General features: G+C 69.9%; 20 protein-coding genes. 10 read left to right on the top strand and 10 right to left on the bottom strand.

Annotated elements, in window-relative coordinates; translation table 11 throughout:
* Positions 1–91 precede the first annotated feature (91 nt).
* From EV659_RS05650 to EV659_RS05635, 4 genes are all read left to right on the top strand, one after another.
* The gene (locus tag EV659_RS05650) at positions 92–1,396 is read left to right on the top strand and encodes a DUF3422 family protein (RefSeq protein ID WP_165878747.1); all 1,305 of its coding nucleotides are present in this window, start codon (positions 92–94) and stop codon (positions 1,394–1,396) included.
* Positions 1,397–1,439: 43 nt separating this feature from the next.
* Entirely contained in the window at positions 1,440–2,969 is a 1,530-nt protein-coding gene (locus EV659_RS05645) for a phytoene desaturase (protein WP_132707879.1), read from the top strand.
* On the top strand, positions 2,950–3,996 hold the full coding sequence (locus EV659_RS05640) for a phytoene/squalene synthase family protein (protein ID WP_132707878.1): 1,047 nt from the start codon (positions 2,950–2,952) through the stop codon (positions 3,994–3,996). Before EV659_RS05645 ends, EV659_RS05640 begins: the two co-directional genes overlap by 20 nt.
* Before the next feature lie 64 nt (positions 3,997–4,060).
* Positions 4,061–4,252: a hypothetical protein gene (locus EV659_RS05635; protein WP_132707877.1), complete on the top strand. Its 192-nt coding sequence runs from the start codon at positions 4,061–4,063 to the stop codon at positions 4,250–4,252.
* Positions 4,253–4,293: 41 nt separating this feature from the next.
* Here the strand turns inward: EV659_RS05635 and crtD are convergent, their stop codons facing one another.
* Positions 4,294–5,877 (bottom strand): 1-hydroxycarotenoid 3,4-desaturase CrtD, encoded by a 1,584-nt coding sequence (crtD, locus tag EV659_RS05630; protein WP_132707876.1) that lies wholly within the window; start codon positions 5,875–5,877, stop codon positions 4,294–4,296.
* 127 nt (positions 5,878–6,004) lie between these two features.
* Between crtD and EV659_RS05625 the strand changes: the two genes are divergently transcribed.
* The 3 genes from EV659_RS05625 (at position 6,005) to EV659_RS05615 (ending at position 8,228) form a co-directional block, all read left to right on the top strand.
* Positions 6,005–7,303, top strand: a complete 1,299-nt coding sequence (locus EV659_RS05625; protein WP_132707875.1) for a pseudouridine synthase — start codon at positions 6,005–6,007, stop codon at positions 7,301–7,303.
* Positions 7,304–7,309: 6 nt separating this feature from the next.
* Entirely contained in the window at positions 7,310–7,864 is a 555-nt protein-coding gene (gene rsmD / locus EV659_RS05620; RefSeq protein WP_132707874.1) for a 16S rRNA (guanine(966)-N(2))-methyltransferase RsmD, read from the top strand.
* 115 nt (positions 7,865–7,979) lie between these two features.
* Complete coding sequence (locus EV659_RS05615; protein ID WP_132707873.1) at positions 7,980–8,228, top strand: hypothetical protein; 249 nt, start codon at positions 7,980–7,982, stop codon at positions 8,226–8,228.
* Positions 8,229–8,331: 103 nt separating this feature from the next.
* On the opposite strand, the gene EV659_RS05610 is transcribed toward EV659_RS05615, so the two are convergent.
* From EV659_RS05610 to phaR, 9 genes are all read right to left on the bottom strand, one after another.
* Complete coding sequence (locus EV659_RS05610; RefSeq protein ID WP_132707872.1) at positions 8,332–9,822, bottom strand: PepSY-associated TM helix domain-containing protein; 1,491 nt, start codon at positions 9,820–9,822, stop codon at positions 8,332–8,334.
* 10 nt (positions 9,823–9,832) lie between these two features.
* Positions 9,833–10,441 (bottom strand): hypothetical protein, encoded by a 609-nt coding sequence (locus tag EV659_RS05605; protein ID WP_132707871.1) that lies wholly within the window; start codon positions 10,439–10,441, stop codon positions 9,833–9,835.
* Between the two features lie 57 nt (positions 10,442–10,498).
* A complete protein-coding gene (locus EV659_RS05600; protein ID WP_132707870.1) occupies positions 10,499–12,679 on the bottom strand; it encodes a TonB-dependent siderophore receptor in 2,181 nt (726 codons plus the stop codon).
* Positions 12,680–12,861: 182 nt separating this feature from the next.
* A complete protein-coding gene (gene mutL / locus EV659_RS05595; RefSeq protein ID WP_132707869.1) occupies positions 12,862–14,871 on the bottom strand; it encodes a DNA mismatch repair endonuclease MutL in 2,010 nt (669 codons plus the stop codon).
* A 204-nt stretch (positions 14,872–15,075) separates the two neighbouring features.
* Positions 15,076–15,531 (bottom strand): DUF3035 domain-containing protein, encoded by a 456-nt coding sequence (locus EV659_RS05590; protein WP_132707868.1) that lies wholly within the window; start codon positions 15,529–15,531, stop codon positions 15,076–15,078.
* Between the two features lie 110 nt (positions 15,532–15,641).
* The gene (gene lspA / locus EV659_RS05585; protein WP_200288035.1) at positions 15,642–16,160 is read right to left on the bottom strand and encodes a signal peptidase II; all 519 of its coding nucleotides are present in this window, start codon (positions 16,158–16,160) and stop codon (positions 15,642–15,644) included.
* A gap of 14 nt (positions 16,161–16,174) precedes the next feature.
* Complete coding sequence (gene ileS / locus EV659_RS05580; RefSeq protein ID WP_132707867.1) at positions 16,175–19,054, bottom strand: isoleucine--tRNA ligase; 2,880 nt, start codon at positions 19,052–19,054, stop codon at positions 16,175–16,177.
* A 289-nt stretch (positions 19,055–19,343) separates the two neighbouring features.
* The gene (locus EV659_RS05575; RefSeq protein ID WP_200288033.1) at positions 19,344–21,416 is read right to left on the bottom strand and encodes a BCCT family transporter; all 2,073 of its coding nucleotides are present in this window, start codon (positions 21,414–21,416) and stop codon (positions 19,344–19,346) included.
* A 315-nt stretch (positions 21,417–21,731) separates the two neighbouring features.
* Positions 21,732–22,364, bottom strand: a complete 633-nt coding sequence (gene phaR / locus EV659_RS05570; protein WP_200288031.1) for a polyhydroxyalkanoate synthesis repressor PhaR — start codon at positions 22,362–22,364, stop codon at positions 21,732–21,734.
* 164 nt (positions 22,365–22,528) lie between these two features.
* Here phaR and EV659_RS05565 point away from each other — a divergent pair, with 164 nt between their 5' ends.
* The 3 genes from EV659_RS05565 to EV659_RS05555 all read left to right on the top strand — a co-directional run bounded on the left by EV659_RS05565 (position 22,529) and on the right by EV659_RS05555 (position 25,590).
* On the top strand, positions 22,529–22,849 hold the full coding sequence (locus tag EV659_RS05565; RefSeq protein WP_132707865.1) for a hypothetical protein: 321 nt from the start codon (positions 22,529–22,531) through the stop codon (positions 22,847–22,849).
* Positions 22,842–24,128, top strand: coding sequence for an alpha/beta fold hydrolase (locus tag EV659_RS05560; protein ID WP_207894056.1), 1,287 nt, complete (start codon positions 22,842–22,844; stop codon positions 24,126–24,128). Before EV659_RS05565 ends, EV659_RS05560 begins: the two co-directional genes overlap by 8 nt.
* A gap of 289 nt (positions 24,129–24,417) precedes the next feature.
* The gene (locus EV659_RS05555; RefSeq protein ID WP_132707864.1) at positions 24,418–25,590 is read left to right on the top strand and encodes an acetyl-CoA C-acetyltransferase; all 1,173 of its coding nucleotides are present in this window, start codon (positions 24,418–24,420) and stop codon (positions 25,588–25,590) included.
* Positions 25,591–25,632: the final 42 nt, after the last annotated feature.

Below are 25,632 nucleotides of genomic sequence, written 5' to 3'. Positions count from 1 at the left end.
CCATGCCGCCGTTCCGCGTTTCGAGCGTCCGCCACCCGCTGGGTCCGGCCGTGCCGGGGCTCGGCGTGTCCGGCCGGACGGTTGTGTGACCATGGTCCGCGTCTCCCTTCCCGACGATCACCCCCACCGCCACCAGCTCAACGACGAGGTCCACGCCCGGCCGTTCGAGCCCATGGGCACGCCGTCGCGCATCACCTACATCGCGTTCTACACCGACTGGTCGCTGGACGAGCGCGACTGGCAGCCGCTCGCCGATCTGGCCGAGCGCTTCGAGGCGCTGCCACCGCGACCCGGCGCCAACCACTATTTCGCCGACTTCGGCCGGTTCCGGCTGAAGTGGGAGCGCCATACCGAATTCACCCGCTATACCATCATCGCACCGGGCGCCGGCGAAGACCCGTTCGCCGACCCGGCGGTGAACATGCTGCCCAAGGACTGGCTGGAGAACCTGCCCGGGGAGTTGCTGGTGGCCACCCACGCCGCGCTCGTCCACCCCGGCGACATTCCCAACGAGACCGACACGCTCGCGGCGCGCTTCTTTAACGGCAATGTGCTGCTCGGCTCGCAGATCGGCGACGGCGAGGCGGTCGCCCTGACCGATTTCCGCATCCACGGCGACCGCTTCGGCCGTTTGCTGGTGATCAATCGCGGGCTGTCGGAGCGCCGCGCCGGGCGCATGCTGCAGCGCCTGTTCGAGATCGACACCTACCGCCTGCTGGCGCTCATGGCGCTACCCATCGCCCGGCGCCAATTGCCTACCCTGCGCGCGCTCGAACAGGAACTGATCGACATCACCTTCGAGATGGAGACCGCCGCCCAGGAAGACGAGCCCAAGCTACTCGACCGGCTGACCCGCCTTCAGGGCGGGATCGAGAAGGGCCATGCCAGCAGCGCCTATCGCTTCAGCGCGGCGGAAGCCTATTACCAGTTGGTCAATGCGCGCATCGAGGAGTTGCGCGAACAGCGCTACCCGGGCGTCCAGCACCTGCGCGAGTTCACCGAACGCCGGCTGGCGCCGGCCGTGGCAACCTGCCGTGCGGTCGCCGAGCGCCAGGATTCGCTATCGGTGCGAGCGGCGCGCGCCACCCAGCTTTTGTCCACCCGGGTCGACATCGATCGCCAGGCCCAAAACCAGCTTCTGCTGGAGACCATGAGCCGGCGCGCCAAGCTGCAATTGCGCCTGCAACAGACGGTCGAAGGTCTGTCGGTGGCCGCGATCACCTATTACGTGGTCGGCTTGGTGGGCTATGCCGCCAAGGCGGCGGAAAAGGCCGGTGCGCCGATCAACCCGGACGTGGCCACCGGGCTGGCGATCCCGGTGGTGATCCTGATCGCGGCGGGCGTGATCCAGCGGGTGCGCCGCAAGCTGGTCGGCGACGACGCCGACCATGATTGACCGATTCCCTGAATAACCACAACGACAGCTAACGAGGCGGACCATGTTGCAGACCCCGACCCCCAGTTCCCAGGACCTCACCGGCGGCAAGGCCCCGCACGCGGTGGTGATCGGCGCCGGCTTCGGCGGTCTGGCCGCCGCCGTGCGGCTCGGCGCGCGCGGCTATCGGGTGACCCTGCTGGAGCATCTCGATGCGCCGGGCGGCCGCGCCTATGTGTTCAAGCAGGATGGCTTCGTGTTCGACGCCGGGCCGACCATCGTCACCGCGCCGTTCCTGTTTGAAGAGCTGTGGGAGATGTGCGGCAAGCGCATGGCCGACCATGTGGAGCTGCGCGAGATCCAGCCGTTCTTCCGCATCCAATTCCACGACGGCAAGCATTTCGACTATACCGGCAAGACCGACCTGATGCGCCAGGAGGTGGCCAAGTTCAATCCCGACGATGTCGCCGGCTACGACCGCTTCATGAAGTACAGCAAGGAAGTGTTCGACATCGGCTTCACCGAACTGGGGCACGCCTCGTTCGGCCGCTTCACCGACATGATCAAGGTCGCGCCCGATCTGGTCCGCTTGGGCGGCTATCGCAGCGTCTACGGCTCGGTCTCGCAGTACTTCAAGAGCGAGTATCTGCGCACGGTGTTCAGCTTCCACCCGCTGTTGGTGGGCGGCAACCCGTTCAGCACCACCGCCGTCTACAATCTGATCGGCTATCTGGAGCACGAATGGGGCGTCCACTTCGCCATGGGCGGCACCGGCAAGCTCGCCGAAGGGCTGGTCGACCTGATCCGCGGCCAGGGCAATGAGGTGCGCTTCCAGGCCACCGTCGACGAGATCACCGTCGACCAGGGCAAGGTCTCGGGCGTGCGGCTGGCCTCGGGCGAGACCATCGCCGCCGACGTGGTGGTGTCGAACGCCGACAGTGCCGCCACCTACCGGCGCCTGCTGCCGGCGCGCTATCGCAAGCGCTGGACCGACAAGCGGCTCGACCGGTCGCGCTATTCCATGAGCTTGATGGTCTGGTACTTCGGCACCGACAAGCGCTACGAGGATGTGGAGCATCACACCATCCTGCTCGGCCCGCGCTATCGCGCCCTGGTCGACGAGATTTTCCAGGCCAAGGACCTGCCGGACGATTTCAGCCTCTATCTGCACCGGCCGACCGCCACCGACCCGTCGCTGGCGCCCGAGGGCTGCGACGCCTTCTATGTGCTGTCGCCGGTGCCGCACCTGGACGCCGATATCGACTGGGAGACCGCCGCCGAGCCCTATCGCGCCAAGATCGAACAGGCGCTGTCGGAGACGCTGTTGCCCGACCTGGGCCGGCATGTGGTCAGTTCGCACATGATCACCCCGCCCTATTTCCAGGACACGCTGCTGTCGGAGAAGGGCGCGGCCTTCGGGCTGGCGCCGAGCCTGTTGCAAAGCGCCTGGTTCCGCCCGCACAACAAGAGCGAAGAGGTCGACAATCTGTTCCTGGTCGGCGCCGGCACCCATCCCGGTGCCGGCCTGCCCGGCGTGGTGTCGTCCGCCCGTGTGCTCGACGAGGTCGTCCCCGATGCCAACACCTTTGCTTGAGACCCGGCATTCCCGGCCGGCGGACCATGCCCGCTGCCGGGTGATGCTGCGTGAGGGGTCCAAGTCGTTCCACGCCGCCGCCCAGTTGCTGCCCGACCGGCTGCGCCAGGCGGCGACCGTGGTCTATGCCTTCTGCCGGCTCGCCGACGACGGCGTCGACCACGCCGTCGACGGTCGGGGCGCGCTCGAACGGCTGCACGAGCGGCTCGACCGCGCCTATGCCGGCGACCCGCTCGACCAACCGGTCGACCGGGCGCTGGCCGACACCGTGGTCCAACACTCGATCCCCAAGGTCACCTTCGAGTGGCTGTTCGACGGCTTCGCCTGGGACACCCAGGGCCGCGATTATGAAACCCTGTCCGACGTGCGCGCCTATGGCGTGCGCGTCGCCGGCACGGTGGGCGTGATGATGGCGGTGCTGATGGGCGTGCGCGACCGCGCCGCCCTGGCCCGCGCCTGCGACCTGGGCATCGCCATGCAGTTGACCAACATCGCCCGCGACGTGGGCGAAGACGCCAATGCCGGCCGACTCTACCTGCCGCGCACCTGGTTCGCCGAGGCCGGGCTCGACGTGGACGCCTGGCTCGCCCGACCGACCATGGGGCCAGGGCTGGCAAGCGTGGTCGAACGCCTGCTCGCCGAGGCCGACCGGCTCTACGCCCGCGCCGAACCGGGCATCGACGCCCTGCCCAAGGACTGCCGCAGCTCGATCTACGCCGCGCGCTACATCTATGCCGATATCGGCCGGGTGATCCGCGACCAGGGCTGCGATTCGATCAGCAGCCGCGCGGTGGTCACCGGCCGGCGCAAGCTGGCGCTGATCGCGCGCGCCGGCTGGGCCGCGCGCCGACCCCAGCCAGGCAGCGACGCGCTGTGCCTGCCCGAGGCCGAACCGTTCATCGACGCCGTGGTCGCCACGCCGCCGACGCCGGAAAGTCAGCAGGTCATCGACGACAATCTGGGCTGGGTGCTGACCCTGTTCGACCGCCAGGCGCGCCACGAACGCCTGCGCCAGCAGCGACGATAGGCCCCCGCAGACGCGCCGCCAGCTTGTGTGTTAGGGTGACAGTTCCCGAAATTGGAGGTCTCCCATGCCCGCAAACTGGATCTTCTTCGCCGAACTGTTCGTGCTCAAGGGCGCCCTGATCGCCTTCTTGATCCGCGAATGGATCGTCATGGACCGCGACATCAAGCGCCGGCGTGCTGAAAAGGCCGCCGAGGCCCAAGCCGCGCCGCGCAGCGTCGAGCCGGCCGCAGCGGTGGCCCAGGACCGCGCGGCCTGACCGAGCGGTCCCAAAGGCCCGAAGCGACGCCGCCGCCCGGCTCAGCCGCCGAGCCGACCGAACGGCGTGTCGAGCGCGACCACGCCGCGGCGCCGGGCGGCCAGATCGTCGAGCGCCCGGGCCGCAGCGATGCGCCCGGACAGCGCCGCCATGGGCACGCCCGGGCCCGGGTGCACCGACCCGCCGCAGCAATAAAGCCCGGGCAGGCGCGTGACCGCCCCGGCGCGTTTGAAGGTGCCCAGGCTGCCCTGCACCCGGCGCCCGTAAAGCCCGCCGCCGGTGGCCGGGAACAGCCGCTCGAACCCCGCCGGCGTGGTGCGCACGGTGGGCGCCGCATCGGGGCGGTCGAGGCGCAGCCCGCACGCCGCCATCAACTCCCACGCTTCGCGCTCGGCATGGTCCAGCATGGCGGGCGCCAGCTCGCCCCGGTCGCCGTCGGGCGGCGCGTTGACCAGCAACAGCAGCCGCTCGGCACCGCGCTCCTCGCCCCGCTTCCCCTCCCGACCCTCACCGCGATCTTGGGCGCACACATAGACCGTGGGCCGGCGGGTGATGTCGCGGCGTTTGAACACGGCGTCGAATTCGTCGGCATAGTCGGCGGAGAAAAACACATTGTGGCGGTGCAGGTCGAAGCCGTCGGTGTGCGCACGGGTCGCCCAGGTGATCGCCGACAGCCCGCGCGCACGCGCCGGCACCGCGCGCGCGGCCGGGCGTGCCGACGCGCCCAGCAAACCGCCAGCCAGGGCCGACACGTCGCCGTTGAACACCACCGCGTCGCCGGTCAGCCGCTCGCCGCTGTCCAACTCGACGCCCACGGCGCGACCGCCCTCGACCACAATCCGCGCCACACCGCTGCCATAGCGATAGACGGCGCCCCGGTCGCGGCCGAGTCGCTCCACCGCCCGGGCCAGAGCGTGCATGCCGCCGTCGACCAGCCACACGCCCTCTTGTTCCACCTGGGCGATCAGCATCAGGGTCGCCGGGCCCTCGAACGGCGACGAGCCCACATAAGTCGCGTAGCGGCCGAACAATTGGCGCAACCGCGGGTCGGAGAAATACCGCCCCAAGGCGCCCCACAGGGTCGAAAACGGGTCGATGCGCAGCATGGCGCCCAACCGGTCGAAGCCGACCCGGCGCACCAGCGACAGCGGCCCCGGGCGCTCGGCGGCCATGAACGGGGGCGTCAGGGTGGCGGCGATCTCGGCGCTGCGGGCGGCGAAGGCGCGGAAGCCTGCGGCATCTTCTGGACCGGCGAAGGCCTCGACGGCGGCGGCCGAACGGTCGAGGTCGGCGAACAGGTCGAGCCGGCCGCCATCGTCCCAGGCATGACGGGCCAGAATGTCGGCCGGTCGCGCGCTCACATAGCGCTCGAACGACGCGCCGGCGTCGTCGAACAGGCCCTCGAACACCCAGCGCATGGTGAACACCGTGGGGCCGGCGTCGATGCCGTCATTGCCCACAGCCCCCGCCGCCGCGGTCTCGCCGCCGCCCGGGTCGAGCCGGCGCATCTTGCCCCCGGGCGCCGGCGCCTTCTCCACCAGCGTCACCCGCGCGCCGCGCGCCGCCAGGTCGGCCGCCGCCGCCAGCCCGCCCATGCCCGCGCCGACCACGATCACATGGCTCATGCCGTCTCCCGTCCTTGTCCGAAAAATCGTTACCAGCCGAGACGATACCATGACCGCGCGCGCTGTCACCCGGGGCCGGCCGCGCGAAAGGCTTCTGTTCGGTCGCCAAATGCACTAGACCGCCCCCATGACCGACAAGACATCCCAAACACCCCCATCCAGCGCCGACCGTCCGGCCGCACCCAGCCCCGACGCGATTGGCCCCGACACGCCCGGCTCCGACGCGACTGGCGGCGGCGGCGAGCGCATCGCCAAGGCGCTGGCGCGCGCCGGCATCGGGTCGCGGCGTGACGTGGAACGGCTGATCGAGGCCGGGCGCGTGCGCGTCGACGGCGAGGTGCTCAAGACGCCGGCGTTTCTGATCGACCGGCTCGACCGGGTGCGCGTCGACAACAAGCCGGTGGCCCCGGCCGAGCCGACCCGGATGTGGCGCTTCTACAAGCCGCGCGGCGTGGTCACCACCGCGCGCGACCCCGAAGGCCGGCCGACCATCGCCGACCGGCTGCCGGCGTCGATGCCCCGGGTGGTGTGCGTCGGCCGGCTCGACCTCAACACCGAAGGTCTGCTGCTGCTGACCAATGACGGCGCCCTGGCGCGCTGGATGGAATTGCCGGCCACCGGCCTGCCGCGCCGCTACCGGGTCCGCGTGTTCGGCCAGCCCGACGCCAACGCGCTCGCCGGCCTGGCCCAGGGCGTCACCGTCGACGGCGTCACCTATGGCCCGGTCAAGGTGGCCGTCGTCCGGCGCCAGACCAGCAATGCCTGGCTCGACGTGACCCTGCACGAAGGCAAGAACCGCGAGATTCGCAAACTGATGGCGCATCTGGGCCTCGACGTGAACCGTCTGATCCGGCTCGGCTATGGGCCGTTCACGCTCGGCCAGATGAAGCCGGGGCAAGTGGACGCGGTGCCGGTCAAGGCGCTGCGAGCAGCCCTCGGCGGTTATTTCGGCGACGAGGCCGCCAGCGGCGACGCCGCCCCAGGCCTGGTTGCCCCGCCCCCCGACCCGTCGAAATGGGCGCGCGCCAAAGCCAAGCCCAAGACCGGCCCCAAGGCAAAAGCAAAAGCCAAGACCGGCAAGCGCGACAATCGCCAGGAAGACCGGGCAGACAGCACCCGCGCCAAATCGCGCCCTCCCGCGCGCCCGCGCGCCGCCGAGACGCCGCCGAGCGACGCCGGCGAGCGCCGCCGTGCCGCCCCGCCGCGGGCCGGCACGCAGGCCAACAAGGCCGAGGGTCGCCAGACGGGAAAAACAGGCCGGGCCACGCTCAGCGCCCCAACGCCAAGGCCCCACGCCGGCAACAAGGGACCCAAAGCGGCCGCCCCGTCCGGCAGCAAAACGCGGCCCAAACCGGCGCCGAAACCAACGTCGAAACCGGGCCGACAGTCGTCCCCCAAACCCGCGCCCAAGCGACCGCGAGGCTGAGACCCGATGCGCATCGTCGCCGGCCGTTATCGCGGCGTTCACCTGCCCTCGCCTACGGACCGGGCAATCCGGCCGACCACCGACCGGCTGCGCGAGCGGCTGTTCAACATCCTCCAACACCGCCAGGATCCGAGCCTCGCTGGCGCCCGGGTCGCCGACCTGTTCGCCGGCACCGGCGCGCTCGGCTTCGAAGCGCTGTCGCGGGGCGCCGCCCATGTGAGCTTCATCGATCAAAGCCCCGAAGCCCGGCGCCTGATCGCCCGGACCCGCGACCGCTTGGGCGTCGCCGACCAAGTGGCCATCCTGGCCGCCGACGCAACCCGGCTGCCGCGCTGCCCCGGCCCGGCGATGGACCTGATTCTGCTCGACCCGCCCTATGCCAAAGACCTGATCACGCCGACGCTGGCCGCGCTGGCCGCCGGCGGCTGGCTGCGGCCGGGCGGACTCGTCGCCGTGGAAAGCAGTGCCCAAGAGACGATCACGCCGCCGTCGAGCCTGGTCGAGCGGGACCGGCGCAACCAAAAAAACACACAGCTTGTGCTATATACCTACACTCATTAGGCGATTTCTAACCTAGTCACACTTTTCAATTGCGCGAAGTTGGACTCGTGATAAGCTTTATCCGAGTATTTTCCATGTCTCCCTAGCCTTATCAGCGCAGGAAATGGGGCGCATCATGACCGAGAGCCGCATTGAAGACGCCAATGCCATTAAACAGTGCTTGCGTTACATCCAGAAAGACGCCGAGCAAGCGGGCTTCAACCTCGCCGTTCTGCACATTAAGCTTGCGATCATGGAAGTCATGGCCGAGGGAAGAAGTGCGCCCCGCCAGCCGGGCGATGCGCCGGGCAAAGCCAGGTCGCTCGACACCGCCTGGCCGGCGGACGCCCTGCCCCCCGGCCGCGGTGCCGGACGCAACCATTAAGGCATTTGGCGATCCGGTCGGCGGCCTTCAGCCCCGGGCGATGCCGGCACTATGTCGCCCGCGACAGACCGGTCGGCGCGGCGGCCGCACGACAGGGCCGGGGTTATGACTTGACCGGCCGCAGCGCCAGCGAACGCCAGGCCGCCAAGGCGACCAGAATGCCGGCGGCCGACACCCCCAGCGCCAAAGGCTCCGCTGCCGCCCCGCCATGGCGCAAGGCGTGCAGAAGGATCGCCAGGATCGGCAGGCCACCGGCCCAGACCCGCCCCCAACGCCCCGCCCGCGCGCGGGCGTTCAAGCACACCGCAGCGATCACCGCGACCGCCAAGGCGGCCCAAAACAGCCCCGCCAAGCCGGCCGCGCTGGTCAAACCGACCAGCCGGGCCACCAATGTGACCCCCAGCGCCCCGGGCGTGCCCCAGACCACCCCGGTCCAGGCCCGTTCAAGGCGCGGCGCCGGGCGGCCGCGACGGGCGCGTTTGGTGAAGTAGAGGGTCATGCCGCTGGCGACGATCCAACACAACGCCACCCCGAAGACCCCGTAGGCCAGTTTCACCGGCAGTCCCCCGAAACTGCCGAAATGGACCTGGTAGACCGAGGCCGCGACCTGCTGGCCCACGGTGCCGTCGGCGAGACCCACCGTGCCGGTGAACCGGCCCTCGGCGTCGAACAGATAGTATTCGCCGAAGATCAGCCGGTCGGCGTGGCGGGCGATGATCGCCGTATGTTGCCCCGCCGTGCCGGGGTCGTGGACGATCACATGGGCGACCGTCAGGTCGGGATGGGTCTCGGCCATGTGGCCGAGCGGCGCCGCGATCGCCGCCAGATCGGCGGGACGGTCGTCGCCCGCCGGCTCGGCGCCGAAGATGGGGTCGAACACGGCGCGCGGACCGCCGTCGAAGAACGCCGCGCCGAGCGCGATCGCCAACACCGTGGACAGGCCGAGCATGGCACCGGTCAAGGCGACGGACAGATGGAACGGCGCGGTCCACACGCTCAGCCGGTTGTGCAGATCCGCCTCGGCCGCCTGGCCCGACCCGCGCCGCCAAACGAAGGCGTCGCGGAAGATCCGTGGATGGGCCAGAAAGCCCGACAGCGACGCGGCCAACAACAACACGCCCAGAATGCCCACGACGATCAGCCCGGCGGTGTGCGGCAATGTCAGATAGTAATGCAGGTCGAGCAAAAACTGCGTCCACGGATGCGCCTCGGGCGCCACCAGCGCCCCCGAGGCGTCGGCGACCCAGGCGTCATGGTCGGTGGTGACCACCAGACGCGGAATGTCGGGCGTCGGCAGGTTGAGATAGAGATGGTCGGTGGGCCGCGGGTCGCGGGCCAGCATGGCCCGGGCGGCGCGCTCGGCGGCGGCCGGGCTGACGGTCGCGAACTCTGACACGGCCGGCTGTTCCCAGCGCTGCCACTCGGCCTGGAACACCGCCAGCGTGCCGGTCACGCACAGCACATAAAGCAGCGCCGAGATCGCCAACGCAATCGCCCCATGGGCGGTGAGCGCGCGGGCGACGCGCAGGGGCGACGCCTTGGGCCAACGCGAAGCCGCCGCCGGGCGGGTCCGCGAGGAAGCGGATCGGGTCAACGGACTCTCCCTATACCAGAAGCCAAAACAGGCCGGCACCAAGCGCGCCCGGCCCGGCGACCACCGCCACCTTGCGCGCCAGCCCGGGCGCCATCAGCGCCCAGACCGCCAAGCCCGCCCACAAAAGCGGCAAGACCACATAGCCCGCAACGATCGCCGCGGTTACATGCGCGCCGGCCCGGTCCAGGGCGCCGAACAGCGCCAATACCAGCGCCACCGCGGCAAGCCCCGCCCCTGGCCCGACCAGCAGACCGACGCCGATGCGTCGGCCAAGACCGGCCTGACCGGCACCGGTCGTCGCAGTCGGGGCAGTCGGGACGGTCGGGGCGGCCCGCCCGGCGCTGCCGGCCCGCACCGCCGCCACCGGCCCGCGGCGGCGCCGCCACAGCAGGACCGCCAGCGCCAGAGCGACGAACACCACCACGCCCACGGCCACGCCGCGATCACCGCCATCGGCCAGGCCCCACAGCACGGCACCGACAAGCGCCGCCATCCAGCCGGCCAGAACCGGCCAGCGCCCGCGCGCCGGCCGCGCCCAGGCGGCATAGAGCAAGCCCAGGCCAGCCAGCAGCGCTGCCGAGCCGGCCAGGGCGGTCGACGCGGCCATCGCGCCGGTCATCGGCGTTGCTCCGGCACGCGGTCGGGGATCGTCTCGGCCATGATCGTCGCCCCCCGCCTAGAAGTGGTAGCCGAGGCGGGCGACGATGGTGCGTCGCTCGCCGGGGAAGCAATCGCCGCGCGCCAGACAGGTGCCATAGTAAGACTTGTCGGTCACGTTGCGCATATTCAGCGTCACGTCCCACTGGCGATAACGATAACCGACCAGGATGTCGCCGAGCACCACGCCGTCGGTGACGATCTCGGCCGCCGGCACGCCGCCGACCACCGCCGTGCTGCGGTTTTCGCCCTGGTAGCGCAGACCGCCGCCGACCCGAAAGCCGTCCAGCAGGCCGGCGCTCGGCGCGTACTGAACCCAGGCCGACGCCTGGTTCGACGGCACGCTGTCGAAATCCACACCGTCGGCGTTCTCGGTGTCCAGATAGCTGTAATTGGCCTCGAACGACCAATCGCGCCACCGGGTCAGCGCCTCGATCTCGACGCCGCGCACCCGGCCGTCACCTTCCTGCTGGCTGTCCGGCTGGTCGATCAGGCTCGACGGGTTGGGCAGATTGCTTTCCTTGATGTCGAACAGCGCCACGGTGATGAAGGTGGGCGTGCCCGGCGGCTGGTACTTCAGGCCCACCTCCCACTGCCGACCTTCGCGCGGCTTCAGGGGCTCGGCGGTCAGACCGTCGGTGCCGATCACCGGGTTGAACGATTCGGCAAAGCTGGCATAGGGCGACAGGCCGAAATCGAACTTGTAGAGCAACCCGGCGCTGAACGACGCGGCGGAATCGTCCTGTTCGGTGCGCGCGTCGGTGGCGTCCACCGTGCGGGTTTCGGTGTCGTCGTAGCGCAGCCCCAGATTGGCCCGCCAGCGACCGAGCGAAATCTGGTTGTTCACATAAAGCCCCAGATCCTGCGCCGTCTGCTCCGGCCCGTCGGCCAGGGCCGCCGGGTCGAGCAGGTCGGCCGGGACATTGCCATAGACCGGCCGGTAGGCGTTGAGCACACCGACGCCGCGCTGGATGGCCGTGTCGTTATCGGTCTGCACGTGTTGATAGGCGATGCCGGTGAACAGCTCGTGGCGCAGCGGCCCGGTCTCGAACTGCCAGCGCGCCCGCACGTCAACCGCCGCCTGCTCCGACTCGCTATCGCTCACATAGAAGGTACGGGCGCCATTGCCCTGGGCATCGATGCGCGGCCCGCCGGTAAAGCCGATCCAGGCCTGACGATAGTCGGAGCGCCCCTTTTTGTAGCGCGCCACCCCTTCGAGGGTCACCCAGTCGGTGATGTCGTGGTGACCGAGCAGCGAGACCATGGTCGAGTTGGTGTCGTAGCGGTTGAAGCCCGGGTCGCCCAGATAGGTGTCATCCTCGATGCGCTGGCCGGTGGCGTTGGCGCAAAACGCCGCCGGGCTCACCGTCACCTGGTCGGACACACAGCCGGTGCCGGTCAGCGGCAGGAACTGGTGCGCGGTGTCGCCGTCGCGGTCGATCACTTCGGCCATGGCGGTGATGCTGGTGCGGGCGGTCTCATAGGTGATCGACGGCATGAAGATCAGCGCGTCGTCATGGACGAAATCCACCTGGCTGCCGCTGTTGCGGTAAATGCCCACCAACCGGGCATACAGATTGTTGCCCAGGTCGGCATTGAGATCGCCCGAAACCTGATAGCGGTCGCGGTTGCCGATATCGACCAGCAGCTCGTTTTCCTCATCCGGACCGGCGAGCTTGGAGATGGCGTTGACGATGCCGCCCGGCGTGCCCTTGCCGTAAAGCACCGAGGCCGGACCCTTGAGCACCTCCACCTGGTCGAGGAAATACACGTCCGAGCGGGTGTTGTTATAGCTGCCGAACAACACTTGCAGGCCGTCGCGGTACTCCGCGGCGTCGAAACCGCGCACGGTCGGGAAATCGCCGCGCGACGAGAAGCCGAAGGTGTCGCCGACCACGCCGGCGGTATAGTTGAGCGTGTCGTCGAGGGTCAGCGCGCCCTTGTCGCGGAACTGCTGCTCGGTCTCGATGGAGATCGACCGCACCGCCTCGACGATCGGCACCGCGGCCTTGGCGGCGCCATAGCGCGACAGTGTGCCGGTAACGACGATTTCCTCGACCATCTGGTCGGCCGGCGCCGCCGCGCTGCGGTCGGCGGTCGGAGCGGACGGGTCGGGCGATTGCGCCAACACCGGCGCGGACAGAAGCAGAGGGGTCGACAAAAGGGACAGGGCGGACGCCGCCAGGGGTCGGGAATACACCGGATCACCTCACCAAGAAAATTGTGATTGCGAGGCGTTATCACTTGCAGTTTTCGGTGTAAACCCAAGTGTGAAATTTTTTGACGGATCCGTGATGTCCAGCGCGGCCGCCGCGGCTCAGGCCCGGTCCCTGTCATCGAGGCTGCGGTGCACCGCCGGCGCCGCACACCCGGCGATCAACGTCAGCGGCGGCTGAACAGGCGCTCGATCTGGTCCAGGTCCAGGCTCACATAGGTGGGCCGGCCGTGGTTGCACTGGCCCGAATGCGGCGTCGCCTCCATCTCGCGCAGCAGCGCGTTCATCTCCGCCACGGTGAGCCGACGGCCGGCGCGCACGCTGCCATGGCAGGCCATGGTGGCGCAGACGTGAAACAGCCGGTCCTTCAGGGCCAGCGCCTCGTCCAGGTCGACCAGTTCGTCGGCCAGCGTGCGCACCAGCCCCGCCACATCGGTGTCGCCGAGCAACGCCGGCACCTCGCGCACCACCACCGCGCCGTCGCCGAACGGCTCGACTACCAGCCCGAAGCCGGCCAACTCTGCCGCCCGGTCGACCAGGGCGGCGACGCCGGCGCCGTCGTCGAGTTCCACCACCTCGGGCAGCAGCAGCATCTGGCGCGCCACCCCGCCCTCGGCCAAGGCGCGCTTCATGCGCTCATAGACCAGCCGCTCATGGGCGGCGTGCTGGTCGACCAGCACCAGCCCCTCGCCACTCTGGGCGACGATATAGGTCTCGTGGATCTGGGCGCGCGCCGCGCCCAGGGGATGGCGCACCAGGGCGGCATCGTCGGCGCCCGGCGCCTCGGCGCGCGCCGAGGGCGCGTCGAGGCCAGGGTCCAGGGACCCATAAGCGCCCGCACCGCCCAGCCCCTCGGCACCCGCCGCCTCGCCGCCCCGATCAGCGCCAGGGTCGCCAACGGGCCAGGAAGGCCCCCCAAGGTCATGGGCCGGCTGATAAGGCGTCGGCGCACCGGCTTCGCCCAAGCCCGGGCCAGCGGCCGCCGGCAGCGGCGCCTGGCCGGCCGCCGGCAGCGGCGCCTGGAACGCGTGGGCCGCGCCCATCTGGGCCGCAGAGGGCCGCGCGGCAGCGGTCCAGGCGCCGCTGCCGGCACCCGGGGTCCGGGCGAAGGCGGCGACGGCGCGGTCGGCGGTGTCGTCGGCGGCCCGGTGGCCGGCGGCGGTGAGCGCGTGGCGCAGCGCCGAGACGATCAGCCCGCGCACCCGGCCGGCGTCGCGAAACCGCACCTCGGCCTTGGCCGGGTGCACGTTCACATCCACCTCGCCCGCCGGCAGGTCGAGGAACAGCGCCAGCACCGGGTGCCGGTCGCGGGCCAGAAAATCCTGATAAGCCGCGCGCACCGCGCCGGTCAGCAGCCGATCCTTCACCGGCCGGCCGTTGACGAACAGATACTGCTGCTGGGCATTGCCCCGGTGATAGGTGGGCAGGCCGGCGAGCCCGCCCAGGCGCACGCCGTCGCGCTCGGCGACGATGTCGAGGGCGTTGTCGGTGAACTGCCGGCCGAGCACGGCGGCCAGCCGGGCGCGCAACGCCGCCTCGCCGGTCTCCAGCCGCCGGGCGGCCTGGAACACCAACCGCGCGCCGTCGCGCACGGTGAAGGCGACGCCGGGATGGGCCATGGCCAGGCGCTTGACGCCGTCGACGCAGGCCTGGGTCTCGGCGCGGTCGGTGCGCAGGAATTTAAGCCGGGCCGGCGTGGCGAAGAACAGATCCCGCACCTCGACGCGGGTCCCCGCCGCGCGCGCAGCGGGCTTGACCGCGCCCACCGCGCCGCCCTCGACGGTGAGCGCGAAGGCGCAGTCGCTGCCCGGCACCCGGCTGGTCAGGGCAAGCCGGGCGACCGCGCCGATCGACGGCAACGCCTCGCCCCGGAAGCCCAGGGTGCGGATGTCGGTCAGGTCGTGGTCGTCGTCGATCTTCGACGTGGCATGGCGCTCCACCGCCAGCGCCAGCGCCTCGGCGTCCATGCCGCAGCCATCGTCCTCGACCGCCAGCAACCGCTTGCCGCCGGCCTCCAGGGTCACGTCGATATGGGCGGCGCCGGCGTCGAGAGCGTTCTCGACCAGCTCCTTGAGCGCGTTGGCTGGCCGCTCGACCACCTCGCCCGCGGCGATGCGGTCGACGGTGGTGCGGCCCAGGCGGCGGATCGTCGGGCGGGAAGGCGAAGGGGCGTCCATGGCCTCAGCCTAACAGGCCAGCGCCCCCAGATGAAGGGGCCGGCCAGACACAGTAAGCTAAATCTTGTGACGACAGGGGCCGCCCGGCGCCCCCTTCAGGCGAACCCTTAGCGGGCCGGCGGGCGACAGGCGACGCCCTGAGCCTGTAGAGGCCGGTCATCCAAACAGGCCAGGCAGGCGGCCTTATCGGCGCTGCGGGCGCCTTTAGCGGCCCTGCGGGCGGCTGGCGACCCGATCGATGATGGCGCCTTCACCGGCCATCTCGCGGTCGTCGATGCCCAGGATGGTCGGCAACAGCAGCGACTTGGCGACCACGATATCTTCGGTGGCGCGCAATTCGGCGCGTGCGCTGTGGCTGACCTCCCCCAATTCGCGCATCAGCGCCTGTTCGCCCGGCGACGGCGGCGGCAGTTCGGTGCGCCCGGGGAACAGCGCCTGAATCGCCTGGCGGGTGACGTCGATATCCTGGACCGGCGGCTTGCCCGGGCGCGGCGGGCGCAGCTCGAAGTCGGGCGGCACCGCCAGATTGGGCTTGGAGACGACGACGAACTCGTCGGGCGACGCGCCGCCCATGCCGCACGCCGCCACCACGGAGGCCAGAACCGCCACGGCGGCACCGCGCAGCAACCGCCGGCGGGCGGGGAAAAATCGCTCGGTCATCGGGTCTCCCTCTGTGATCGGGCAGGCCCTGTCCGTCAGGCCCTGCCGGCCGGTGGGGCACCCCGCACCGGCCTTGCGTCTGTTCGCGATAGCGCGGGCCACGGCGCGGTTCAACCCCGCGTCTGCGCGGTGCGCGCGCCCGTCAGGCTGTCCCACAACAGCAGCACCACGCCGATGGTGATCGCGCTGTCGGCCACATTGAACACATAGAACGACCAGCCACCCACATGGACGTGGACGAAATCGACCACATAGCCATAGAGGCTGCGGTCGATGATGTTGCCGACCGCGCCGCCGAGGATCAGCGCCACGCCAAGCCCGACGCGCCAATGCTCGGCGCGCCGCAGCCAGCGCACCAGCCATACCGCGATCGCCACGGTGAGCGCCACGAGGCCCCAGCGCGCCCAGTCGTTACCGGCCTGGAACAGGCCCAGCGAGATGCCGTAATTGTGCACCCGGCTCAGGCTCAACACCGGCAACAGCGCGATGCTGTCGCCGAGCCCGAGCTTGAGGCCGTGGACGATCCACAGCTTGGACGCCTGGTCGGCGACCAGGACGGCGAGTGCGATCAAGCCGCCGCGCAGGCCCCACTGTCTGGCGCCGGGGCGCGGCTCGGTGGCGTCGGTCACGGCGCGCGCTCCGCTCAGGCCGACACCGGCGCGCCGCGCGCGGCGTCGAGCGCTACCACCGCCTCGGCGCAGCGGCCGCACAGCGCGGGATGGTCGGTGCGCGCGCCCACCTCGTCGAGAATCCGCCAACAGCGCGCGCACTTGTCGCCCGCGGCCAGCGCCGGCACCACCGCCACCCCGGCCACATCGTCCAGTTGGAAGGCGTCGTCGGGCGCCGGCGCGTCGGTCAGCGTCAGACCCGAGGTGATGCACAGTTCCGACAGGTCGAGCCCGTCGAGGGCGGCGACGATCGCGGAGTCGCTCACATGGACGCGCGGCGCCGCTTGCAGGCTGGCACCGATGCGCTTGGCCCGGCGCTCGCCTTCGAGCGCGCCGGTGACCACCCGGCGGAACCGGCGGATGGTCTCCCAGCGCTGGCCGAGCGCGTCGTCGCGCCAATCGGCCGGCGTCGCGGGGAAGGTTTGTAGGTGCACGCTCTCGGCGGCGCCGCCGTGGCGGGTCTGCCAGACCTCTTCGGCGGTGAACACCAGGATCGGCGACAGCCACAGGATCAGCCGGTCGAACACCGCGTCGAGCACCGTGCGCGCCGCCCGCCGGCGCAGGCTGTCGGGCGCGTCGCAATAGAGGCAGTCCTTGCGGATGTCGAAGTAGAATGCCGACAGGTCGTTGACGCAGAAGGCGAACAGCGCCTGATAATAGGGCACGAAGTCGTAATCGTCGGCGGCGCGGCGGACCAGATCGTCCAGCTCGGCCAGCCGGTGCAGCACCCAGCGCTCAAGCGCCGGCATGTCGCCCACCGCCACCCGTTCGGCGGCGTCGAAACCGTTGAGCGTGCCGAGCAGGAAGCGCAGCGTGTTGCGCATCTTGCGATAGGCGTCCACCTGGCCCTTGATGATCTCGTCGCCGATGCGAACGTCGTAGAAATAGTCGGTGGAGACCACCCACAGGCGCACGATGTCGGCGCCATACTGGTCCACCAGCTTGAGCGGCGAGACCACATTGCCCAGCGACTTGGACATCTTGCGGCCCTGGGCATCCTGGGCGAAGCCGTGGGTGACCACCGCCTTGTAGGGCGCCCGGCCGCGCGTGGCGCAGCTTTCCAGCAGCGACGACTGGAACCAGCCCCGGTGCTGGTCCGAGCCTTCGAGATAGAGGTCGGCGGGGCTTTGCAACTCGGCGCGCTTTTCCAGCACGAAGGCGTGGGTGCTGCCGCTGTCGAACCAGACGTCGAGAATGTCGTCGACGCGCTCGAACTCGGCGGCGTCATGGTCGGGGCCGAGCAGCTCCTGGGGATCGGTGGTGAACCAGGCGTCGGCGCCGCCGTCGCGCACCGCCGCCACGATGCGCGCATTGACCGCCGGGTCGACCAGATACTCGTCGGTGCCCTTGCGCACGAACAGCGTGATCGGCACGCCCCAGGCGCGCTGGCGGCTGATCACCCAGTCGGGCCGGTCGGCGACCATCGAGCGGATGCGGTTCTTGCCCGCCGCCGGCACGAAGCGCACGTCCTCGTCGAGCGCCGTAAGCGCCCGCTCGCGCAGGCCGGTGCGCTCCATCGAGATGAACCATTGCGCCGTGTTGCGGAAGATCAGCGGCGCCTTGGAGCGCCAGCTATGGGGGTAGCTGTGGGCGAACTTGGACGCCGCCAGCAGCCGCTCGCCCAACGCGGTGCAGACCGGGCCGTCGGGCTCGTTGACCTTGTAGACATGGGCGCCGGCCACCAGCGCCACATGGGGGTAATAGCGGCCGTCGGCGTCGACCGTGTGCGGCACCTCGATGCCGTGGCCCAGATGGGCGGCCTCATAGTCTTCCTGGCCGTGGCCGGGCGCGGTGTGGACGAAGCCGGTACCCGCGTCGACGGTCACATGGTCGCCGGGCAGCAACGGCACGTCGAAGTCGTAACCGCCGGCGGCCTCGGCGTGGCCGCGCCAGGGATGCGCGCACACCGTGCCGGCAAGCTCAGCGCCCCGGAACCGCGCCAACACCGCCACCTCGGTGACGCCAAGGCGCGCCCAGACCTGCGGCGCCAGCGCCTCGGCCAGCGCCAACACCCGGCCCGGCGCGACCCGCGCGCCCTCGGCGACGGCGACGACGCGCACCACCGCATAATCGATTTCGGGGCCGTAACAGATTGCCCGGTTGCCGGGGATGGTCCAGGGCGTGGTGGTCCAGATCACCACCTCGGCACCGTCGAGGGCGGGCAGCGCGGTCTCGACCACCGGGAACGCCACGTCGATCTGGGTCGAGATGTGGTCGTGATATTCCACCTCGGCCTCGGCCAGCGCGGTCTTTTCCACCGGCGACCACATCACCGGCTTGGAGCCGCGATAGAGCGCGCCGGTGCCGGCCACCTTCAGCAGCTCCTCGACGATGGTCGCCTCGGCCTCATAGTCCATGGTGATATAGGGATTGTCCCAATCGCCCCAGATGCCGAGCCGCTTGAACTGCGCCTTCTGCACGTCGATCCACTGGTCGGCGAAGGCGCGGCATTCGCGCCGGAACTCGACCGGGTCGACCTCGTCCTTGTTCTTCTTTTTCTTGCGGTACTTTTCTTCGATCTTCCACTCGATCGGCAGGCCGTGACAATCCCAGCCGGGCACATAAGGCGCGTCATAGCCCTGCATCTGGCGCGCCCGAAGGATCACGTCCTTGAGCACCTTGTTCATGGCGTGGCCCATATGGATGTCGCCATTGGCATAGGGCGGGCCGTCGTGGAGGATGAATTTGGGCCGGCCGGCGCTGTTCTCGCGCTGGCGGGCATAGGTGCCGTCGGCCGCCCAGCGGTCGAGCCAGCGCGGCTCGGCCTTGGGCAGCCCGGCCCGCATGGGAAAATCGGTTTCGGGCAGGAACAGGGTGTCGCGATAATCGCGGTCGGCTTGGGTGTCGTCGGCCATGGGCTAAAGCTCCGCCAGCGGAGCCCTCTCAGAAAAACGGTACAAAGGCGAACGGGCCCGAAGACGGGCCACTGGGTCCCGGCGGCTCAGCGGCGCGCCGGGCCGGTAATTCGCTGTATCGAGAGCGCCTGAACCCAAGACATGGCCACCTTCTATCAGCGGTGCCGGGCAACGGCAAGCGACCAGACGGCCGGTCTGCGGCCCTTGACCGCCGACGCAGGGAATCGGCCGCCCCCCCAGGAAAGGGGCCGAGCCCCGCCCCGGAGCCCGGCCCGCTGTGGCGCGCCCGCTAGGCCTTGGCCGGACGGACGGCCTGGTCGTCGACCGCGTCTTGGTCCGGTTCGGTCTCGGCATCGTCGGTGTCGGCGTCGCTGGTCAGCGGCGCGCCCTCGCCCAGGTGCAGGTGCACATAGTTGGTGTGCTTTTCATAATTGACCAGCACGTCGGCGATCACCTCTTCGCGGCTCATCCCCAGAATGTCATAGGGCGCACCGCTTTCGGTCAGGTGCACATCGGCGCGATAGTGTTCGGCCGCCGGGCGGTGGCGCGGCGCCAGTTCGGCCATGGCGAAGCTCGGCACCCGATAGGGCCGGATCTGCACCTCGTAATGAAACGCGTGGTCGCCCGAGCCGACCTGGAGCGCCAGCCGCCCGTCGTCGATCGCCGCGTCGATCACCTGTGCCTCATAGCCGTACTTGGCCACCTCCGCCTCCACCGCTTCGAGCGCCGGGCGCACGGTCTCGGTCAGAAACCGCTCGGCATCGGCGAGGTCGGGCGTGTGCAGCAGCGCGTGCAAGCGTCGGCGCCAGGATTGTGGCGCCCCCGGCACCGCCGCCGCCGACGTGGTGCGGTGGCTCATATAGCGCGCATATTCGCCCTGCAGGCTGCGCAACAGGCCGAACATGACCGCCAAGAGCACGAACGAAAACGGCAGCGCGCCGGCGATCGACGCCGCTTGCAAGGCGCCCAGACCGCCGGCCAGCAGCAGAACCGCCGCGACCACGCCTTCGGTCACGGCCCAGAAGATGCGCTGCGCCTTGGGCGGGTCGTCGTCGCCGCCGGCGGTGATGATGTCGATGACCAGCGAGCCCGAGTCCGACGAGGTGACGAAGAAGGTGATCGACAGCACCGTGGCCAACAGGGCGCTGACGAAGGTGAACGGCAGGTGTTCGAGATAGATGAACAGCGGCTTGGCGCTGTCGGCTGCCGCAGCGGCGGCCAGGTCCACCGCGCCGGTCATCTGCATCTGAATGGCGCCCGAGCCGAACACGGTCATCCACATGACCGTGAAGCCCAACGGCCAGGCGAGCCCGCCGATGACGAACTCGCGGATCGTCCGGCCGCGGCTGATCCGGGCGATGAACATGCCGACGAACGGCGACCAGGCGATCCACCAAGCCCAGTAGAACAGCGTCCAATCGTCCAGCCAAGGCTTGTCGTCGAAAGCGAACAGCTCGAACGTGCGGGCGACCAGGGTGCTCATATACTGGCCCAAATTTTCCACCGACGCGGTCATCAAGAACACCGTCGGCCCGGCGAACAGCGCGAACAGCAATAGCGCCAGGGCGGCGACCAGATTGGCCTCGCTGATCCGGCGGATGCCGCCATAGAGGCCGGCGACCACCGACACGGTGGCGAACGCGGTGATGATGGCGATCAAGCCGATCTGCACGCCGGTGTTCTGGGGCAGGCCGAAAAGATAATTGAACCCGGCATTGACCTGCTTGACCCCGAGGCCGAGCGAGGTGGCGACGCCGAACATGGTACCGATAACCGCGAAGATATCGACCGCATGCCCCACCGGGCCATAGATCCGGTCACCGATGATCGGATAGAGCGCCGAACGGATGGTCAGCGGCAAGCCGCGCCGATAGCCGAAATAGGCCAGGGCGAGGCCGACCAGAATATAGATCCCCCAGGCGTGCACACCCCAATGGAAGATCGCGATCTCCATCGCCTCGCGCGCAGCAGCCACCGATTGCGGCTCGGCGGTGGGCGGATTGGCGAAATGGGTGATCGGCTCGTAGACGCCGAAGAACATCAGCCCGATCCCCATGCCGGCCGAAAACAGCATGGCGATCCAGCTGACGTAGGAAAAATCGGGTTCCGCCGTGTCGGGCCCCAGCTTGACCCGGCCCACCGGGCCGAGCGCCAGGATCACCACCAGCCCCAGCATGATCGCGACCAGAAGAATGTAGAACCAGCCAAAGGTGTTGGAAATCCAGCCACGTACATGCTCGGCCCACTGGCCGACCATGGCCGGGTCGGCGACGCCGAGGATCACCACCGCGAAAATGGCGATGGTGGAGCCGAAGAAGACCGGCACGGAGATATGGTCTTTCAACTGGCTGTATAGCTTCATACTCACATCCATTGTTGGGAATGCCGCAGCCGCCCAGAAAGGAAGCCGCCGCATTCCGGTGAACCGGATGGCAAGACGATGACCCGGGAACGGCCGCGCAGGGGGCCAAAGCGGCAACCCGGTGGGCTGCCGGGCGCACCGGACGCGCCCGACCCATGGCTGCGCGGGCAGCGTCCCGATCGAACCGACCGTCGACCCACGATCGCCCTGTGGCCGTCCGATGGACCGCCGCAGGGTCGAGCGGCCCCAAAGGCACGGCCGGCAGGCGCCGGGCGCAACACCGGCCGCCGGCCCGCCCCGCCGTCCGGCCGGACGCTACCGCTTGTCGAGCGCGTCCAACTCGGCCTGCAACGCGGCGATGCGCCGTTGCAGGTCCGCCTTGCGCTTGGCCGGGTCGCCACCGCCGCCCTTCGTGGCGGCGGCGAACGGCGTAAACATACCCATCGCCGTTTCGAACAGGTCAAGATTCTGCCGCGTCATTTCGTCGAACGCGGCCAGCGCCTGGTTGGCGCCGAGCGACGACTGCACCGCGTCGCGCATCTTTTCCTGATTGCGCATGAAGCCTTCCATGCTGACCTGCAGAAAGCCGGGCACCATGGTGTGCATGCCCTCGCCATACAGGCTGATCAGGTGACGCAGGAACGACACCGGCAGCAACGTCTCTTCCTTGCCTTCCTGTTCGAAGATGATCTGGGTCAACACCGCCCGGGTCAAATCCTCGCCGGTCTTGGCATCGCGGACAACAAATTCACGGCCTTCTTTGACCAGTCTTGCCAGATGATCCAACGTCACATAGCTTGACGTTTCTGTGTTGTAGAGTCGCCGGTTGGCATATTTCTTAATGACGACCGGCGCCTCTTTTGCGGATTCAGTCACGTCTTTGACTCCCTTCGGCCGTCTTGTCCACGCTGGCGCCGGGATTGTCGCGCACCCATGGGCGCGGGGCAAGGTGCAATCTGTGGGCGGCGCCCGGCCCGCCGTCGGCTCAAGGCTTTCCCCGGCGCGATCGCCCCGCTAGAGAGAAGCGGCCGACACCGGCGACCGCTTCTCTCTAGCGGGGGCGACCATCGGAGCGGACCGGCGACGGCCGCGCGGCGCGAGACGAGGCAGGCATGGCAGAGACCACCACAGCGCAGGAACTGGCCACGGCGTTCCTGGCGCTATGGCAGCGCAACCTGGCCCATTGGGCCGCCGACCCGAGCGCCCTGCCCGCCCGCGCCAAGGCCGCCACCGAACCGACCGACCGACCCGCCGAGCGCGCCGAAACGCCGCCCACCGCCCCCCAGCAACCAGACGGCGAGCCGCCATCGCACCGCCGACCTCCGCCCGACCACCGGCATGGGCGCCCCGACCAGGCCGGAGGGCCGGCCCCGCATCATCGGCATGGCCGGCGCCCCGCCACCCCCTCCACAGACCCCAGTGACCATGGCTGACCGAGCCCGCGGCGGGCCGCGTCCGTTGCCCTGGCATCTCACCATGGCCATGGCCACGGCGACGGGCGCCCTGCCTGCCCTGTCGGCCACGCTCCATGGCGGCGCGGTCTGGCACCCCGATCTGGCCGACGAGGCCAATGCGCTGTTGGCGCGGCTCGACGCCGCCGACCCCGCCGCCGTGATCGCCGCCCTGGGCGACCGGTTGGTGGCCGACCTGGACGGCCTGCAGTGCGGGCTCGATCGCTATCGGCACCATCCGTTCCGCCGCCGGCCGCGCGCGGGTCGTTGCCTGCTGCGCCGCGGCGCCAGCCGGTTGATCGACTATGGCGACGACCAGATCGCCGCGGGCACACCGGCGGTTATCCTGGTCCCGTCGCTGGTCAACGGCGCCGAAGTGCTGGACCTGCTGCCCGGCCGCAGCCTGGTGGACACGGTGGCGGCCGCCGGACTGCGTCCGATGCTGCTCGACTGGGGTACGCCGGGCGACGCCGAGCGCGCCTTCGACGTGGACGATTATCTGCTGCAACGGTTCCTGCCCGCCATCGACCGCGCGGCAAGCGCCACCGGCGCGCCGGTCATCCTGGCCGGCTATTGCATGGGCGGCAATCTGGCCCTGGCCGCGGCCGCCCACGTGCCCGACCGGGTCGCCGGACTGGTTCTTCTGGCGACCCCATGGGACTTTTCCGTGCCCGGCGGGCTCGGCCCGCTGGCGCCGGTCCTGGCCGCCTGGGTCGCCGGCGGGCCGCGCGCGGGGCTGGTGCCCGGCGCCGTGTTGCAATGGGCGTTCGGCATGCTCGACCCGGCGTTGACGTTGAAGAAGTACAGCCAGTTCGCCCGCCTCGACCCGACCGACGAAGCGGCGCGCCTGTTCGTGGCGCTTGAAGACTGGGTCAATGGCGGGCCGCCGCTGCCGGTGGCGGTGGCGCGCACGGTGCTCGGCCGCTGGTATCGCGACAATGCACCGGGCTCGGGCGCCTGGGCGGTCGGCGACCGGTTGGTGCGGCCCGAGGCGATCACGGTGCCGTCGCTGGTGGCGATCCCGGCACGCGACCGCATCGTGCCGCCGGCATCGGCACGGCCGCTGGCCCGCGCCCTGCCCGCGGCCATGGTGATCGAACCGCCGGCGGGGCATGTGGGCATGGTGGTCGGCCGCGCCCGCCAGCAACTCCACACCGCCCTCGGTCAATGGCTCGGCCGCTGGACCGCCACGGCGGCCATCCCCCGGCGCCGGGCCGCGGCTGGCGCGCCGGGTGACCGGCCCGGCCGGTCGCCGGCTTGACGCTCGACGCCTGCGCATAAATACTTGATAGCATTCGGTTGCCACCCGGGCTCACGGTGCCCCATCCGCACGCAATCCCGCGTGCGGTGCGCGTCCGGCCCAGGGTGCAGCAGGGTTTCAGTTTGACGATCCGCGTCCACCGACGGGCGCCCTCGTTTCTCCGCGTCGTCGAGTCACGACCGTTGCTTGAGTGCCCCCCATAGCCTGCCCGTATGTTCGCCCCGACGCCTTTATTCGCCTGACACCTTGACGACTGCCTGACCAATCCCCCTTCACGGAGACCCGATCCATGAAAGATGTCGTGATTGCCTCTGCCGCGCGCACACCCGTCGGTGCCTTCAACGGCAGCCTTGCCCCGCTCTCGGCCCACGCCCTGGGCGAGGTGGCGATTCGCGCCGCCCTGACCCGCGCCGGCGTCGAGCCCGGCGCGGTCGACGAAGCGATCCTCGGCCAGGTGCTGACCGCGGCCCAAGGCATGAACCCCGCACGCCAGGCGGCGATCAATGCCGGCCTCGACGAGGCCAGCACCGCCATGACCATCAACCAGGTGTGCGGTTCGGGCCTGCGCGCGGTCGCCATGGGCTTCCAGGCGATCCAGGCCGGCGACAGCGCCATCGTCGTCGCCGGCGGCCAGGAAAGCATGTCCAACGCGCCGCACGCGGCACCGCTGCGGGCCGGCAAGAAGATGGGCAATCTGGAATTCGTCGACACGATGATCAACGACGGCCTGTGGGACGCCTTCAACGGCTATCACATGGGCTCGACGGCCGAGAATGTGGCGCAGCGCTGGCAATTGACCCGCGAGGAACAGGACGCCTTCGCCGCCGCCTCGCAGAACAAGGCCGAAGCGGCGCGCAACGCCGGCCGGTTTCAAGACGAGATCGCGCCGGTGACCATCAAGACCCGCAAGGGCGAGACGGTGGTCGACACCGACGAATATATCCGCGACGGCGTCACGCCGGACAGCCTGGCCGGCCTGCGCCCGGCGTTCGCCAAGGACGGCACGGTCACGGCGGGCAACGCCTCGGGCATCAATGACGGTGCCGCCGCGCTGGTGCTGATGACCGCGGAAGAAGCCGAACGCCGCAACGTCAAGCCGCTGGCGCGCATCGCCGGTTGGGCGACCGCCGGTGTCGACCCGCAGATCATGGGCACCGGGCCGATCCCGGCGAGCCGCAAGCTGCTCGACAAACTCGGCTGGTCGGTCGACGCGCTGGACCTGATCGAGGCCAATGAGGCGTTCGCGGCCCAAGCCTGCGCGGTCAACAAGGACATGGGCTGGGACACCGACAAGGTGAACGTCAATGGCGGGGCGATCGCCATCGGCCACCCGATCGGCGCCTCGGGCGCGCGGGTGCTGACCACCCTGCTTCACGAGATGCAGCGCCGCGACGCCCGCAAGGGGCTGGCGACGCTGTGCATCGGCGGCGGCATGGGCATCGCGCTCGCCGTCGACCGCTGAGCGCGGCGGCCGCGGGCCGGGCGTGCGGACACCGGCCCGCCG

This window comes from Rhodothalassium salexigens DSM 2132, assembly GCF_004341375.1.
Taxonomy (GTDB): Bacteria; Pseudomonadota; Alphaproteobacteria; order Sphingomonadales; family Rhodothalassiaceae; genus Rhodothalassium; species Rhodothalassium salexigens.
Note: the sequence above shows the minus strand (reverse complement) of the source record. Positions and strands in the feature narration are given on the sequence as shown.

Excerpts from the sequence above, each read along its gene's own strand:
- EV659_RS05650 (WP_165878747.1), top strand. The coding sequence starts at position 92 with ATGGTCCGCGTCTCCCTTCCCGACGATCACCCCCACCGCCACCAGCTC.
- EV659_RS05645 (WP_132707879.1), top strand. The coding sequence starts at position 1,440 with ATGTTGCAGACCCCGACCCCCAGTTCCCAGGACCTCACCGGCGGCAAG.
- EV659_RS05640 (WP_132707878.1), top strand. The coding sequence starts at position 2,950 with ATGCCAACACCTTTGCTTGAGACCCGGCATTCCCGGCCGGCGGACCAT.
- EV659_RS05635 (WP_132707877.1), top strand. The coding sequence starts at position 4,061 with ATGCCCGCAAACTGGATCTTCTTCGCCGAACTGTTCGTGCTCAAGGGC.
- crtD (WP_132707876.1), bottom strand. The coding sequence starts at position 5,877 with ATGAGCCATGTGATCGTGGTCGGCGCGGGCATGGGCGGGCTGGCGGCG.
- EV659_RS05625 (WP_132707875.1), top strand. The coding sequence starts at position 6,005 with ATGACCGACAAGACATCCCAAACACCCCCATCCAGCGCCGACCGTCCG.
- rsmD (WP_132707874.1), top strand. The coding sequence starts at position 7,310 with ATGCGCATCGTCGCCGGCCGTTATCGCGGCGTTCACCTGCCCTCGCCT.
- EV659_RS05615 (WP_132707873.1), top strand. The coding sequence starts at position 7,980 with ATGACCGAGAGCCGCATTGAAGACGCCAATGCCATTAAACAGTGCTTG.
- EV659_RS05605 (WP_132707871.1), bottom strand. The coding sequence starts at position 10,441 with ATGACCGGCGCGATGGCCGCGTCGACCGCCCTGGCCGGCTCGGCAGCG.
- mutL (WP_132707869.1), bottom strand. The coding sequence starts at position 14,871 with ATGGACGCCCCTTCGCCTTCCCGCCCGACGATCCGCCGCCTGGGCCGC.
- EV659_RS05590 (WP_132707868.1), bottom strand. The coding sequence starts at position 15,531 with ATGACCGAGCGATTTTTCCCCGCCCGCCGGCGGTTGCTGCGCGGTGCC.
- ileS (WP_132707867.1), bottom strand. The coding sequence starts at position 19,054 with ATGGCCGACGACACCCAAGCCGACCGCGATTATCGCGACACCCTGTTC.
- EV659_RS05575 (WP_200288033.1), bottom strand. The coding sequence starts at position 21,416 with ATGAAGCTATACAGCCAGTTGAAAGACCATATCTCCGTGCCGGTCTTC.
- EV659_RS05565 (WP_132707865.1), top strand. The coding sequence starts at position 22,529 with ATGGCAGAGACCACCACAGCGCAGGAACTGGCCACGGCGTTCCTGGCG.
- EV659_RS05560 (WP_207894056.1), top strand. The coding sequence starts at position 22,842 with ATGGCTGACCGAGCCCGCGGCGGGCCGCGTCCGTTGCCCTGGCATCTC.
- EV659_RS05555 (WP_132707864.1), top strand. The coding sequence starts at position 24,418 with ATGAAAGATGTCGTGATTGCCTCTGCCGCGCGCACACCCGTCGGTGCC.